Genomic DNA, 13,775 nt, shown 5'->3' with positions numbered 1-13,775 from the left:
TACGTGTGAGCTGTTCGGGGGTCACATCCGGAGCGAACCATCACACGGTGGCATTGACCAGTCACAACAGGCTGACCTAACAAAGCACTACTAGGCCCTCCGCTCCCGAAGCCGGCTGTATGAGTGATCACGATTGCGGAGCTTCTGCTTGATCGTGTTCGTGTCGCAGAGGGTCAGGTGGAGGGCGGTTTCGGGTGTGTCGGGAAGCGTCCATGACGGCCGGCCCCGACGGACCGCTCCCCCGCTGCTCTTATCTGTTGGGTCCCACCCCGGCTTCCCGGCTGCCGTAGTGACGTTATCCGCCGAGATCGGAGTGGATCTCAGCGGATAACGGGAGCCGTGCACCGGGTTTCGGAAGGGCGATCCCGCGCAGAGATCGACAGCCTGACGCCGCAGGACGTCGTGGCCGACCCCGAGGGGCTGACACCGCCGTTCTGGCAGCACGTCCGGCTCTGCGGCGAAGTACGGCTGGACGTGGTCAAGTGTCTGCCGCCCGGCGGCGCCGTGCGGGCTCCGCGACAGGGTGGCCCGTGGTGGGCCATCGGGATGAAGAACACGAACGGGGTGTTCTCAAGCTCACCCGGGGCGGCGATGGTCATGACGAGCGGTGCCGACATGACGGTCGGCCCGTCCTCGGTGTTGCGTAGCGGTCCTCCGCCGGGGCGCGTGCGATCAGACGCAAGGTAGCCATGAGCGCCCCGGGGTTTCCGGACGACATGAAAGCCGTTGGCGAGCAGTATGACCTGCGGCGACGTCCCGGCCGTCGTTATCGCGACGGCGAGCACCGGACTCGTCCCCGAACGCCAGGACCGAAACTCACGGTCGAGCGCCGCTGTGGCCTGCGGCAACGCTCTGCTCTGGAATTTGTCCATTCATCTCATAGGACGCCCCGGACGGCCCGTCTGACCTGACGCCGTAAGACTCCGGCCAGCCGGGAAGCGCGCGGCGCCGACGTCTCCCGCCTGCCGCGCGGCGGTGCAGAAATAGTCAATAAAAGGTACAGAAGCCATCAATGACATCCTGAGTACGGGTTGAAAAAGTGGCTTATAGCTCACCCGGCAAAGGAGGGAAACGCGTAAGGAGAAATGGATTCACGGAGAGTCATCGGCTCGTCCGGCAGTCGGCGTGAGCGGGAAGTCAACAGTGAAACCGAGACCGACGAGGGAGTGAGGCGAGTGGGAAAGCGAAGGAGTCTGGTGGCCGCCATGCTGGCGGCGTGCGCGACGGCCACCTTGGTCACCGCGGCACCGGCTCAGGCGAAGGCGATGGACTGGGACGCGTGTCCCGCGGGCTATGTATGCCTCTACGGCGACACTTACGGCAGGGGACGTTACAGCAACGCGCCGGGAACCGAGCGTGCCAACGTCGGCTCCCATATCAACGACCTGACGAGTTCCATCTGGAACCGCACCGATACGTATGTGTGTTTCTACGAGCATTCGGACTATGGGGGTAGGCGCCTGATAGGCGTCAACCCGAATTCCTGGGTGGACAACGTCGGGTCGTCCGCCAACGACAAGATCTCCTCATACACCCAGGACTGCCACCTCTGACGATGGGCGGGTAGGCGTCACGGGTTGGTAGAACCGACCGGTCAGAGTGTCATCCCAGGTCAAGGAGGTACGCGGGGCGCGGTGGCCGCAGTCGCCGGTGGCGAGTTCGGCGAGTTGCGCCTCGACGTCGGCGGTCAGGTGGTGCTTGCTGCCTGACCGCCGCGGTCGACCGGGGACGGCCCGGTCTGCGCCCTTTTGGGGCGCTGAGGTGGGAGGAATCCGCCGAGGCCGGGAGAGGTCGACGGCGTTGGCCGCTCGGAGCCCGGCCAGGAACACCTCGTGCAGGACCTGCCGGACGCCTGCCCTGTGCCACTCGTTCAGCCGCCTCCAGCAGGTCATGCCCGGGCCGTACCCCTGGGCCGTTACGATCCTCGGAAAATCCGGATCCCGGTAACGGACGCCCGTTGTTGAACGGCGCCGATCCTCCAATTTATGACGCAGGAAATCATAGAGTGTTTGATTAATTTTTATGGCAAGCGGGAAGGCTTATCCGATCGGCGGGCCGCCATGTCAGGGACGCGTCACCGGATACGCATAATTCCGTGACCGGATCGCGGGCGGCCCTTCCGGAAATCCCGATTCCCAACCGGGCGCAGGGTGACTAAATTCCCTCAGCAGAAGCCCCAGTCCGCAGAAAGCCACTGATTCACTGCGGTCATCTTCTGTACGGGCGATCCCACGGATCCACAGACAGCGCCGGTTCCCGCTGACCGTCGCCCGGCTCGGCGGTCTCCCGGCCGGGGTCACAGCGCGAGCAGGTGGTCGGCGTCCTGGGGAACCGCCTGGCGCAGGGCCGTCAGGAAGTCGCCGAGCACCGGGTTCGCGTTGCCCTCCCGGTGAATCGCCAGCACGGTTCGGTGGGCGGCGGTGTAGGTCCGCAGCGGCACGGCGGATATGCGCTCGTCGGGCACGTGGCCGAGGGCGGGCACGACCGCGACACCGCCCATGTGGGCGACCAGTTCGCGGACGACGTCGTAGTCGTTGCTGCGGAAGGCGATCGCCGGAGTGAAACCGGCGAACGCGCACAGCCGGGCCAGCGATAGGTCCCCGGCCGTGCCCTCCCGGCTGGTGATCCACAGGCGGTCGGCCAGCCGCGCCAGGCTGGAGGGCCCCGCCTCACCGGACGGGCGCAGCAACAGCAGGTCCTCCCTGACCAGGGCGAGCGTCCTGACCCCGGGGGGCCACTGCCGGGGGCTCAGCCCGTACTCGTAGACCAGCGCGACGTCGAGGTCGCCGTCGACGAGTGCGTCGAGCAGCGTGTCCGGCTCGCCGTCGTCCAGGGTGATCTCGACGCCGGGGCGACGGCGCCGGAGGTCGGACAGCGCGGCGGGCACCAGGCGGACGCTCGCCGTGGTGAAACTGCCCACCCTGAGCCGCCCGCTCAGCCCTGTGGCGAGCCGCCGTACCTGGTAGTCGAACTCGTCGACGTCGGCGAGCATCCCCCGGCTCAACTCGGCGAGGCGGTGCGCGACCGTGGTCGCCCTGACGCCGTGTGCCTCACGCTCGAAGAGCGTCAGGCCGGTCTCCTTCTCCAGGGCGGCGATCTGCTGCGACACCGCCGACGTGGTGTATCCGAGCTCCCGCGCGGCCGTCGCGAACGAGCCCGTCCGGTGGACGGTCTGGAAGGTCAGCAGGTGGTGCAGCTTGTACACGTCCCTCCCCTGGGCCCGAGAACAAGAAAAACTATACCTAAGGTTAAAAAACTAGCATTCTACTTACTCTTGGCACGACAACACCGGACCCCGCATGGTTGGCTCTGCACCCCCAGCCAGGCGAAGGAGACCGGACGTGACCATCTCGCAGGAGCCGGCCGAACTCGCCCGTTCGCTGCGCCGGGCGGACTGCGGCGAGGTCGCCGTCGACGCCGGTCGGCTGGCGCAGTATTCGGCGGACGCGTCCAACTACCGGCAGGTACCGCGCGCCGTCGTCTTCCCCCGCACCCGGCAGCAGGTGATCAACGCGGTGGCCGCCTGCCGCGAACTCGGGCTCCCGGTCACCTGCCGTGGCGCGGGCACCAGCACCTCCGGGCAGGCGGTGGGCTCCGGCGTCGTGCTGGACCTCTCCCGCTTCTACAACCGGCTTCTGGAACTGGACCCGTCGGCCGGTGTGGCCACCGTCGAGCCGGGCATCGTCTTGGACGACCTGCAGGCCGCGGCCGCCCCGCACGGACTCCTCTTCGGCCCCGATCCCTCGACGCACAGCCGTTGCACGATCGGCGGGATGATCGGCAACAACGCCTGCGGCTCCCACTCGCTCGCCTGGGGCCGCACGGCGGAGAACGTCGTGGAGCTTGAGGTCCTCACCTACCGCGGCACCGTGCTGACCGTCGGCGAGATGACCCAGGAGGAGATCGACCGGGCCGTCGCCGAGGGGGGCGAACGCGGCGCGCTCATCGGGCGGCTGCATGAGCTCGCCCGAGCCAACCTGGAGACGCTGCGCACCCGGCTCGGCCGCTTCCCGCGACAGGTCTCGGGGTACGCGCTTGAACAGTTGTTGCCGGAGAACCGCTTCAACCTGGCCCGCGCCCTGGTCGGCTCCGAGGGCACCTGCGTGGTCGTGCTGTCGGCGAAACTCCGGCTGGTCCACGCGCCGCAGGACCGTTCGCTGGTGGTCCTCGGCTTCACCGACGCCTGCGACGCGGCCGACGCTGTCCCCGAGCTGCTCCGGCAGCGGGGCCTGGTCGCGCTGGAGTGCGTGGACCAGGCGCTCACCGACATCGTGACCCGGCAGGAGACCCGGGCGACGATCGAGACCCTGCCGGACGGGCGGGCCTGGCTGTTCGCCGAACTCGCCGGGGCCACGGACGATCTGCCCGGCGCCGGGGCCGCGCTGGTCGCCGCCGCCCGCTCGGCCACGGGTTTCACCGGCGCCGAGGTCGTCGCGGAGCCGGGACGGGCCAGGAGCCTGTGGCGGATCCGGGAGGACGGCGTCGGGCTCGCCACCCGGCTGCCCGACGGATCGGAGGCGTGGCCGGGGTGGGAGGACGCCGCCGTCCCGCCCGACCGGCTCGGCTCCTACCTGCGCGGGCTGCGGGCGCTGTTCGAGCGGTACGGCCTCTCCGGCGCCGTCTACGGACACTTCGGCGAGGGCTGCCTGCACACCCGGATCAACTTCGACTTCACCACCCGCACCGGGGTGAGGGCCTTCCGCGCGTTCCTCACCGACGCGGCCAAGCTCGTCACCGCCCACGGCGGCTCACTCTCGGGTGAGCACGGCGACGGCCAGGCCCGCTCCGAACTGCTGCCGGTGATGTACGGGCCCGAGGTCATGCGACTGTTCGAGCACTTCAAGCACGCGTGGGACCCGGACAACGGGCTCAACCCGGGCATGATCGTGCATCCGCTGTCCCTGGACGGGAACCTGCGGGTCAGCCCGGACCGTCCGGCGCTTCCCCTGGTCACCAGGCTTCCCTTCCACGCCGACGGCGGGGACTTCGCCAAGGCGACCCGCCGCTGCGTCGGCGTCGGCAGATGCCGGTCGACCACCCCGCAGGGTGGGGTGATGTGCCCCAGCTACCGGGTCACCCGGGACGAGAAGGACTCCACCCGGGGCCGGGCCCGGGTGCTCTACGAGATGACCCAGGGAGAGGTCATCACCGACGGATGGCGCTCAACCGAGGTGCGCGACGTCCTCGACCTCTGCCTGTCGTGCAAGGGGTGCGGCGTCGACTGCCCGGTCGGCGTCGACGTCGCGAGTTACAAGTCGGAGTTCCTGTACCACCACTACCGGCGCAGGGTACGGCCCGCCTCGCACTACTCGATGGGCTGGCTTCCGCTGCTCTCCCGGATCGCCGCCCTGATGCCCGGGGCGGTCAACGCCGTCACCTCCTCCCGGCTGGCCCCGCTGATCAAACGGGCCGGTGGCATCGCGGCGGAGCGGGAGCTTCCCCGGTTCGCCGGCCGGACGTTCCTGTCCTGGTTCCGCTCCCGCTCCCCCGCCGGGACCGGCGAACGCGGTCCGGTGACGCTCTGGGTCGACTCGTTCAACAACCACTTCAGCCCGCGGGTGTTGCGGGCCGGGGTCCGGGTTCTCGAAGAGGCCGGATACCGCGTGCGGGTGCCCTCGGGAACCCAGTGCTGCGGCCTGACCTGGATCAGCACCGGCCAGTTGGGCGTCGCCCGCCGGGTGGCCCGCCGTACGGCCCGCGCGCTGCGGGCGGGCGTGGCCGAGGGCGTGCCGATCGTCGGGCTTGAGCCCAGCTGTACGGCGGCCCTGAGACAGGACCTGCCCGAGCTGCTGGACGGAGCCCCCCTCGCCCGCGACCTGTCGGCGCTGACCGTGACGTTCGCCGAGCTGCTCATGGAGAGGACGCCGGGCTGGGCCCCTCCGAGGGTCGAGGTTCCCGCCATCTCCCAGACCCACTGCCACCAGCACGCCACCTCCGGGTTCGGCGCGGACGCCGCGCTGCTGTCCGCGCTGGGGGTGGACAACCGGGTCCTCGACTCCGGATGTTGCGGGCTGGCCGGGAACTTCGGCTTCGAGAGGGGCCACTACCGGGTGTCGCGGGAGGTCGGCGAGCAGGTGCTGCTGCCCGCCGTCCGCCGGGCGTCACCGGAGACCGTCATCCTCGCCGACGGCTTCAGCTGTCGCACCCAGATCGGCCAGGCAACCGACAGGACCGGCGTCCACCTGGCCGAACTCGTCGCCCGGGCGCTGCCCGGCCATCCACAAGCGGAGGAGAACACGCCATGACCGACGCCCTTGAGATCGTCGACGACTGGGGCCCCGAGAAGATCGTTGTCGTCTCCCACCGCCGCACGGGCATGAAGGGCGTGCTGGTCGTCGACAACACCGCCCGTGGGATGGGCAAGGGCGGCACCCGGATGGCGCCCACCGTCACCGTGGCGGAGGTCGCCAGGCTCGCCAGGAACATGACGTGGAAGTGGGCCGGCGCCGACCTCTTCTACGGCGGTGCCAAGGCCGGGATCGCGGCCGATCCCGCCTCGCCGGACAAGGAGGCGATCCTGCGGGCGTTCGTCCGCGCGCTGTACAACGAGGTTCCCCGCGAGTACGTGCTCGGCCTCGACATGGGTCTCACCGAGGACGACGCGGCCGTCGTCCAGGACGAGCTCGGTGACCGGGGGGCGGCGGTCGGAACCCCCGCCCACCTCGGCGGAATCGCCTACGACCAGCTCGGCGTCACCGGTTTCGGCGTCGCCGAGGCCGCCGACGCCGCCGCCGCGCACCTCGGGCGGCCCCTCGGCGGTGCCCGCGTCGCCATCCAGGGGTACGGCGCCGTCGGCCGGGCCGCCGCCCGGAGGTTCAGCGCCCTCGGTGCCGCCGTCGTCGCCGTCTCCACCGCGTACGGCGCCGTATACGACCCCGTCGGCCTCGACGTCGCCGCGCTGGAGAGCGCCCGTGACGAGTACGGCGACGCCTTCGTGACGCGGTTCGACGGCGGCGGGTTCCTCCCCGCCGGGCGGGAACTCCTCGTCGACTGCGACGTCCTCGTCCCGGCGGCGGTGCAGGACGTGATCGACGAGGACACCGCCCAGCGGGTCAAGGCGAGCCTCATCGTGGAGGGGGCCAACCTGCCCACCTCGGCGGCGGCCCAGGAGGTCCTCTCCGGACGCGGAGTCACCGTCGTCCCCGACTTCATCGCCAACGCCGGCGGGGTGATCGCGGCCGCGTTCGCGATGGACGCACGTTACTCGGGGTTCCTGCCGGACTCCGGCGCCGTCTTCACCGCGATCTCCGGCAGGCTCCGCGCCAACACCGTCGGTGTGCTGGAGGAGGCCCACCGGCTGGCCCTCACCCCGCACGCCGCCGGGCGCAAGATCTCTCAGGATCGTGTCGCCGCGGCGATGCGGAGCAAGGGCCGGATCCCGGCGAGGGGACGATGAAGGGCTCTGCCGCGGTGGCCCGGCTGTCCCGGGTGGAGGGCCGTCTCCGGCGAACGGGGCGCCGAACGCGCCGCACTAGAATCCGGGTGAGGCACACGAATCGAGGTCCTGGTGGAAGTCCACGAACTGGATGGCTCATCATCACCCGGCGACGCGGCACGGTCCGTCGCAGAGGTGATCCATCGGACCATGAGCGAGGTGTCCGCCGCCGAGCGGCGGGTGGCGCGGACCATCCTGAGCGACTACCCGATGGCGGGGATGGAGCCCGCGGTGAAGCTCGCCGAACGCGCCGGGGTCAGCGCCCCGACCGTGACCCGCTACGTGTCGCGCCTCGGTTTCGGCGGATACAAGGAGTTCCAGCAGATCCTCCGCGACGAGATCAACGCCCGCGGGGCCAACCCGATGACGTTGCCCTCCGTCTACACGGCCGACACCCCGGCGTCGCGGGTGCTCAGCAAGGTCTCGCAGGCCGGTCAGCGGCTTCTCGACGAGGGGTTCGCGGCGCTTCCTTCGAGTGAGTTCGGCCTGGCGATCGACCTGACCGCCGACCCGAGGCTGCGGATCAACGCGATCGGAGGGCGCTGGTCCCGGCTGGTCGCCGAATATCTCATCCTGCACCTGCGGACGATGCGGCCGGACACCCAGCTGCTGAGCGCCCAGCGGGACGAGGCCGGGGTGGCCCTCGTCGAGCTCGGACGTCGTGACGTGGTCTTCGTGCTCGATTTCCGGCGCTACCAGGACGACGTCATCGACCTGGCACGGAAGGCCCACCGGCGGGGCGCGAAGATCGTCCTGATCACCGACGTGTGGCTGTCACCCGTCGCCGAGTTCGCCGACGTCGTCCTTCCGCTGAGCACGGACATCGGGTCTCCGTACGACAGCCTGGTGCCCGCGATCGCGCTGGTCGAGGCGCTGGCGGCGGCGGTCCTCGCCCGTATCGGCGAGGACGCCCAGGCCCGTATGCGGCTGATCGAGCAGGAGTCGACGGAGCCCGCGACGTAGGCCGGCGCGCTGGATCCGTATGCCCTGGTCACGGCGGTCGAAGGGCCGCGTAAGAATTATTTCGTTCTTTCTTGACCCTAGAGCCCTCTAGTGAAATTATTCGTTCACACCTAGACGGTCGCGCACAGTCTGCGAACACGACCGGTCAGAACCATGCGGGGCGTGAATCAACCGCCGAACAATCACCGCGTAGACACCCCGTCGGCCACCAAAGCCCATCGGATCGCGCCGGATCGGACACAAGCGCGACCAGTCTTCAAAGGATGTGCACGTGACGCTGTTGGATGAAGCACGAGTGGTCGATGTCCACTGTCATGGCTTCCGTATGGAAGACATACGTCAACGTGATCAGAACGGTTTCCTAGATCGTATCACGATGCTGGGCATGTGCCTGACGAGCTCGGGCCTGAACCACAGCTCCTTTCCCGACCTCCTGCGGCGGACGACCGACACCTCGCCGATCGCCGTCGCCATGGCACTGCGGCTGAGCAGGGTCCTGAACTGCGACCCCTCACGCGCCGCGCTGGCCGAGGCCCGCTCCGCGGCCCTGAACGACCCCTCCTACCTGCGCGGACTGTGGGAGGAGGCGGGTGTGGAACGCCTGCTCGTCGAGGACGGTTACCCGCAGCCGATGGTCGACCAGGCCGTCATGTCCCAGGAGACGGGCCTGCGGATCAGCCGGGTCGCGCGCCTCGAACCCTGGATCGTCGAACTGCGCGACCAGGTGAACGGCTTCGCCGAACTTGAGGACGCGTTCGCCGCCCGGGCCGAACAGGCGATCGCGGAGGGGGCCGTGGCCTTCAAGTCGATCATCGCGTACCGGAGCGGACTGGACGTCTCGACGTGGAGCGGCTCCGACGTGGAGAGCGCGTTCCAGGCCTGGCGCGCCGCCGGCTGGAGCGAGTCACGGGAACACTCCAAACCGGTGCGGGACATGCTGCTGCGCCGCGCGCTGGCGATCGCCGCGGCGGCCGGGGGCGTCCCCGTCCACGTGCACTGCGGTGGGGGCGACCCGGCGATCGTCCTGTCACACGCGCGCCCTTCCGACATCTTCCCGCTGCTCAGCCAGCATCTGGGGCAGCCGATCGTCCTGATCCACTCGGGGTGGCCGTGGATCGAGGAGGCGGCCTACATCGCCTCGATCCTCCCGCACGTCTACCTGGACACGTCCCTGTCCACGCCGTGGTCCTCGATCGCCGTGGACAACCGCCTGGAGTTGATGCTGGGCATCGCGCCCCCGGCCAAGGTGATGTACGGCTCGGACGAGGCCAGCGAACCGGAGGTGATCTGGTTGTCGTCGATCCTGGCGCGGGAGTCCCTCGAACGCGTGCTACGACGGGCGATCGACCACGGATACCTGGACGAGGCGCACGCCACGCGCATCGGCCTGGACGTCCTCGGCGGGAACGCCAGGCGGCTGCACGGGATCGCGTCGTGAACCCGGCGGACGCGGCACGCGTGTTCGACCCGCGGGACGTGGCCGACGCGTACGCGCGGTTGAAGGACGCGGGAACCCGCCTCATCGTGATGACCATGGTGGACAACGCCGGTGTCACCCGGGTGAAGGTCATCCCCCTGCGACGACTTGAGAGCGCCGCGACGGGCGGTGTCGGCATGTCCACGCTGTGGGCCGTCGCCGGTGGTGACGACCGGTTCGCGGCCGTCCCGCCGTACGACTCGCCCAGCGGCGACCTGCGGCTGTTCCCCGACCTCGCCGCCGCGCGTCCGCTGCCGTCCTCCCCCGGGTACGCCTGGGTGCCCGCCGTCCAGTACGAGCAGAGCCTGGAGATCAGCGCCGGGTGCCAGCGCAGCGTCCTGCGGTCGGTCGTGGAGAACGCCAGGAGCGCGGGCCTGGAGTTCCGCACCGTGTTCGAGTCGGAGATGACGCTGCTGAACCCGGACGGGACCCCGGCACACTCGGGTCCCGCGCACAGTGCGCGGGCGTTGCTCCCGCTGGAGGACTTCACACTCGCGCTCGTCGAGGCGCTCGACGGCGCGGGGATCGACGTCGAGCAGGTGCACCCCGAGTACTCGCCGGGCCAGTTCGAGGTCGCCATCTCGCCGCGTGACCCGCTGACGGCCGCCGACGACGTGGTGCTGCTCCGGTACGTCGCCAGGCAGGTGGCCCGCCGTCACGGACTCGACGTCAGTTTCGCCCCGGTGGTGACCCCGGGCGCCGCCGGGAACGGCGCGCACACTCACGTGAGCGTCTGGCGGGACGGCGAGAACCTCATGCAGGACGAAAGCGCCACCGAACCCGGCATGCGCGCGGACGGTGCCGCGTTCACCGCGGGCATCCTCGACGAACTGCCCCGCCTGCTGGCCGTACTCGCGCCGACCGTCCCCAGCTACGAGCGCCTGAAGCCGAACCACTGGTCGGGGGCCTTCGCCTGCTGGGGCGTGGAGAACCGTGAGGCCGCCCTACGGTTCATCCCGGGGACCGTCAGCGTCCGGAAATCCTCGGCGAACCTGGAGGTCAAGACCGTCGACGGGGCGGCCAACCCCTACCTCGCCACCGCGCTGCTCCTCGCCGCGGGGATGCGGGGCGTCGAACGGCGGCTTGAGCTTCCCGCGCCCGTCCAGGCCGACCCCGCGGGCCTGAGCGAGGTCGAGCGCGACAAGCACCGGGTCGTCAGGCTCCCCGAGGACCTGGCGCGTGCGACCGAGCTGTTCGCAGGCAGCGAGCTGGCGAGGTCCGTGCTGGGCGAGACCCTGCACGACGCGCTGGTCGCCGTCCGGGAGCAGGCCGCCGCGGCGGCGGCCACCCGGGACGTTCACGAGCTGGCCGTCGAGGATCGCTTCCGGTACTGACCGGACCGGTACGGACGAAACGGGCCACGAGGGACTACGACGGAAGGGTACGGACGACATGGCGGTTGGCTGGGACACGGCCGTGGCCGGATGGGAAGGGTTCGCTCCCCTGGCGGGCGACGTCGTCGCCGACGCCTGCGTGGTGGGCCTGGGCGCCTCCGGGCTGGCCGCGATCGAGGCGTTCCTCGACCGTGGGCTCTCGGTCGTCGGGGTCGACGCGGGCCGGGTGGCGGCCGGAGCGGCCGGACGTAACGGGGGTTTCCTGCTGGGCGGACCGGCACTGGCCCTGCACCGGGCCGTCGAGCGCTGGGGCCCGGCCGCCACCGACCTCTACCGTGACACGCTGGAGGAACTCGACCGGCTGTCCGCGCTGCTCGGTCCGTCCGTGATCCGCCGGGTGGGCTCCATCCGGCTGGCCGGACTGCCGGGCGGCCCCGAGGACGAGGCCGAGGAGGCCGACCGGGACGCAGAGGTGGCCGACTGCGCGGCCCAGGCCACGGTGATGCGTGAGCACGGGATCGCGGTCGAGGAGTACGACGGGCCCCTCGGCGTCGGCCTCTACCTCCCCGACGACGCGGCCATGAACCCGGCGGTGCGGGCCACCCGGCTGGCCGAGGGCCTCGGCCGTCGAGCGCCGCTGCACGAGCACACCCCGGTGACGTCCGTCGGCGGCGGCGCGGTGGTGACCGAGCGGGGTGTGATCAGGGCGCGGTTCGTCGTGGTGGCCGTCGACGGGCGGCTGGAGAGGATCGTGCCCGCGCTCCGTCCCCACGTGCGGACGGCCCGGCTCCAGATGCTGAGCTCCGCCCCGGTCCCCTCGCACCGGCTGCCCTGCCCGGTCTACGCCCGCTGGGGTTACGACTACGCGCAGCAACTGCTCGACGGACGGCTCTACGTCGGGGGCGGCCGGGACCGGTTCCGCGACGAGGAGTGGACCCACGACGCCGAACCCACCGAGGCCGTGCAGCGCCACATCGAGGACGTCGCGCGGCGGATGGCGGGCGGTGCCGTACGGGTCGAGCACCGGTGGGCGGCGTCGGTCGGGTGGACCCCGGACGACCGGCCGCTGTGCGCCCGGGTGGAGGAGGGCGTGGTCGCGATCGGCGGCTACAACGGCACGGGAAACCTGGTCGGGCCGGTGACGGCGCGCGCGGCCGTCGAATACCTGCTCGACGGGAAGACCCCTCCGGCGTGGGCCAACGCGCTGGACACGGCGCCGGATACGGCGACGGACTGACCCGGCACCGGTGACCGAGGGCCGGTCGTTCCCACACTCATGCCCTGTGGCTGAATTGAAATTTTCAAAGCAAGGCAAATCTAGCCGGATTGTAAATATCTCTACGGATCATTCCGTTCGACGACCGAAGGTGAGAGACAGACATGAGAGCGCTCGGCCGGCAGCTGGAAGCCGCTCTGCGTGATGAGTTCACCGCCGCGCGCGAGATCCGCCGATACATCCACGCGCGCCCGGACCTGTCCGGACACGAACACGCGACGACGAGAACCGTCATCGAACAGATGCCGCCCGGCTCTCCGGTCGAGGAGGTCGCAGGCTCAGGAGCGATCGTCCGCGTCGGCGACGAGGGCCCCTGCGTCGCGGTCCGCACCGAGCTGGACGCCCTGCCCGTCACCGAGCGGACCCTCGTCGACTGGGCGTCCACGAACGGGGCGATGCACGCCTGCGGCCACGACGTGCACCTGAGCGCCGGTGTCGCGCTGGCCAGGGCGGTCCACCGGGTGGGGGCGCCGGTCCCGCTGCTGCTGGTCCTGCAGCCCAGGGAGGAGACCGCCCCCTCCGGCGCACTGGACGTCCTGGCCTCGGGCGCCCTGGAGCGTCACGGGGTCCGCGCGGTGGTCGGGGCGCACGTGCAGCCGCTCCTCGCCTCGGGTGAGGTGGCCAGCACGCCCGGCACCGTGAACGCCTCGGCCGACGAGTTCACCGTGCGGATGCTGGGCGTCGGAGGGCACGCCGCCTATCCGCACCTCGGGCCCGACCCGATCCTGGCGCTGTCGCTGTTCGTCACCGCGGCCCAGCAGCTGGTGTCCCGCGACATCGACCCGATGACACCGGCCGTGGTGAGCATCGGGGCGATCCAGGCGGGTTCCTCCCCCAACGTCCGGCCGGATCACGCGGTCGCGCGCGGCACCCTGCGGGCGTTCGACCCGGTACAGCGGGAGCTGCTGCACCGCCGCCTGGAGACCGTGGCGTCCGGGGTGGCCGAATCGGTCGGCTGCAAGAGCGAGGTCCACCTCGACCTCGGCGAACCGGCCCTCCGGAACGATCCGAGGCTGGCGAAGGAGACGGCCGTGAACCTCGAAGGGTTCGGGCTGTCCCGCTCGCAGGACCTCCGCTCGTGCGGGGCGGACGACTTCGCCCACTACGCGCAGCGATTCCCCTCCCTGATGATGTTCGTCGGCACCGGCGCGAGCTCGGGAAGGCTGCACGGCGCCGACTTCCTCGCCCCGGACGAAGCCGTCGATCACACGGCCCTGGCGCTGGCCGCCGGCTATCTGGCCGCCTGTACGGCGCTCATCACCTGATCTCCGACCCCGAGAGCACCCACCC

At 70.4% G+C, this 13,775-nt stretch carries 9 protein-coding genes and 1 pseudogene; 8 read left to right on the top strand and 2 right to left on the bottom strand.

The genetic code is table 11. From position 1 onward, the window contains the following. Nucleotides 1-1,205 precede the first annotated feature (1,205 nt). Nucleotides 1,206-1,553, top strand: coding sequence for a peptidase inhibitor family I36 protein (locus tag ABZ470_RS40830; protein WP_352012422.1), 348 nt, complete (start codon nucleotides 1,206-1,208; stop codon nucleotides 1,551-1,553). 228 nt (nucleotides 1,554-1,781) lie between these two features. Here the strand turns inward: ABZ470_RS40830 and ABZ470_RS40825 are convergent. Next, nucleotides 1,782-1,895: pseudogene (locus tag ABZ470_RS40825) on the bottom strand (IS5/IS1182 family transposase); the annotation flags it as partial. Between the two features lie 401 nt (nucleotides 1,896-2,296). After that, nucleotides 2,297-3,205 carry a LysR family transcriptional regulator gene (locus tag ABZ470_RS40820; RefSeq protein ID WP_362918512.1) on the bottom strand — a complete coding sequence of 303 codons (909 nt, stop codon included), beginning with the start codon at nucleotides 3,203-3,205 and terminating at the stop codon, nucleotides 2,297-2,299. 136 nt (nucleotides 3,206-3,341) lie between these two features. Here ABZ470_RS40820 and ABZ470_RS40815 point away from each other — a divergent pair, with 136 nt between their 5' ends. The 7 genes from ABZ470_RS40815 to ABZ470_RS40785 all read left to right on the top strand — a co-directional run bounded on the left by ABZ470_RS40815 (nucleotide 3,342) and on the right by ABZ470_RS40785 (nucleotide 13,750). Beyond that, a complete protein-coding gene (locus ABZ470_RS40815) occupies nucleotides 3,342-6,245 on the top strand; it encodes an FAD-linked oxidase C-terminal domain-containing protein (protein WP_362918510.1) in 2,904 nt (967 codons plus the stop codon). Continuing rightward, the gene (locus tag ABZ470_RS40810; protein ID WP_362918508.1) at nucleotides 6,242-7,396 is read left to right on the top strand and encodes a Glu/Leu/Phe/Val dehydrogenase dimerization domain-containing protein; all 1,155 of its coding nucleotides are present in this window, start codon (nucleotides 6,242-6,244) and stop codon (nucleotides 7,394-7,396) included. The genes ABZ470_RS40815 and ABZ470_RS40810 overlap by 4 nt, the downstream gene beginning before the upstream one ends. Before the next feature lie 111 nt (nucleotides 7,397-7,507). Then, nucleotides 7,508-8,398, top strand: coding sequence for a MurR/RpiR family transcriptional regulator (locus ABZ470_RS40805; RefSeq protein WP_362918506.1), 891 nt, complete (start codon nucleotides 7,508-7,510; stop codon nucleotides 8,396-8,398). Nucleotides 8,399-8,783: 385 nt separating this feature from the next. Continuing rightward, on the top strand, nucleotides 8,784-9,836 hold the full coding sequence (locus tag ABZ470_RS40800; protein ID WP_362918505.1) for an amidohydrolase family protein: 1,053 nt from the start codon (nucleotides 8,784-8,786) through the stop codon (nucleotides 9,834-9,836). Then, a complete protein-coding gene (locus tag ABZ470_RS40795) occupies nucleotides 9,833-11,209 on the top strand; it encodes a glutamine synthetase family protein (RefSeq protein ID WP_362918503.1) in 1,377 nt (458 codons plus the stop codon). Before ABZ470_RS40800 ends, ABZ470_RS40795 begins: the two co-directional genes overlap by 4 nt. Nucleotides 11,210-11,267: 58 nt before the next feature. Further along, nucleotides 11,268-12,446 carry an FAD-binding oxidoreductase gene (locus ABZ470_RS40790; protein WP_362918501.1) on the top strand — a complete coding sequence of 393 codons (1,179 nt, stop codon included), beginning with the start codon at nucleotides 11,268-11,270 and terminating at the stop codon, nucleotides 12,444-12,446. A 143-nt stretch (nucleotides 12,447-12,589) separates the two neighbouring features. After that, nucleotides 12,590-13,750 (top strand): M20 family metallopeptidase, encoded by a 1,161-nt coding sequence (locus ABZ470_RS40785; protein WP_362918499.1) that lies wholly within the window; start codon nucleotides 12,590-12,592, stop codon nucleotides 13,748-13,750. The last annotated feature ends 25 nt before the right edge of the window (nucleotides 13,751-13,775 follow it).

The sequence above is a fragment of the Streptosporangium sp. NPDC020072 genome, from assembly GCF_040631445.1.
Taxonomy (GTDB): domain Bacteria; phylum Actinomycetota; class Actinomycetes; order Streptosporangiales; family Streptosporangiaceae; genus Streptosporangium.
This window is presented reverse-complemented; position numbering and strand designations above follow the sequence as displayed.